We start from the raw sequence: 255 nt of genomic DNA on the forward strand, positions 1-255 counted from the left end.
GGGGTACGGTTCACACACATCTGAAGCTTAGAGGCTTTTCCTGGAAGCAGGGCATCAATGACTTCGGTACCGTAGTACCTTCGTCTCGGGTCTCAGCGTTGTGACTCCGGATTTGCCTAAAGTCACCGCCTACGCCCTTTCACCAGGACAACCAACGCCTGGCCCATCTAGCCTTCTCCGTCCCCCCATCGCAATGTGTGTCAGTACGGGAATATTAACCCGTTTCCCATCGACTACGCCTTTCGGCCTCGCCTT

The 255-nt window shown here is 55.3% G+C and carries 1 rRNA gene; it reads right to left on the reverse strand.

Annotated elements, in window-relative coordinates:
- Positions 1-2: 2 nt before the first annotated feature.
- Positions 3-255: ribosomal RNA gene (locus DA373_RS16195) — 23S ribosomal RNA — on the reverse strand; the annotation flags it as partial.

This window comes from Oceanimonas marisflavi (assembly GCF_003049725.1).
Lineage (GTDB): Bacteria > Pseudomonadota > Gammaproteobacteria > Enterobacterales > Aeromonadaceae > Oceanimonas > Oceanimonas marisflavi.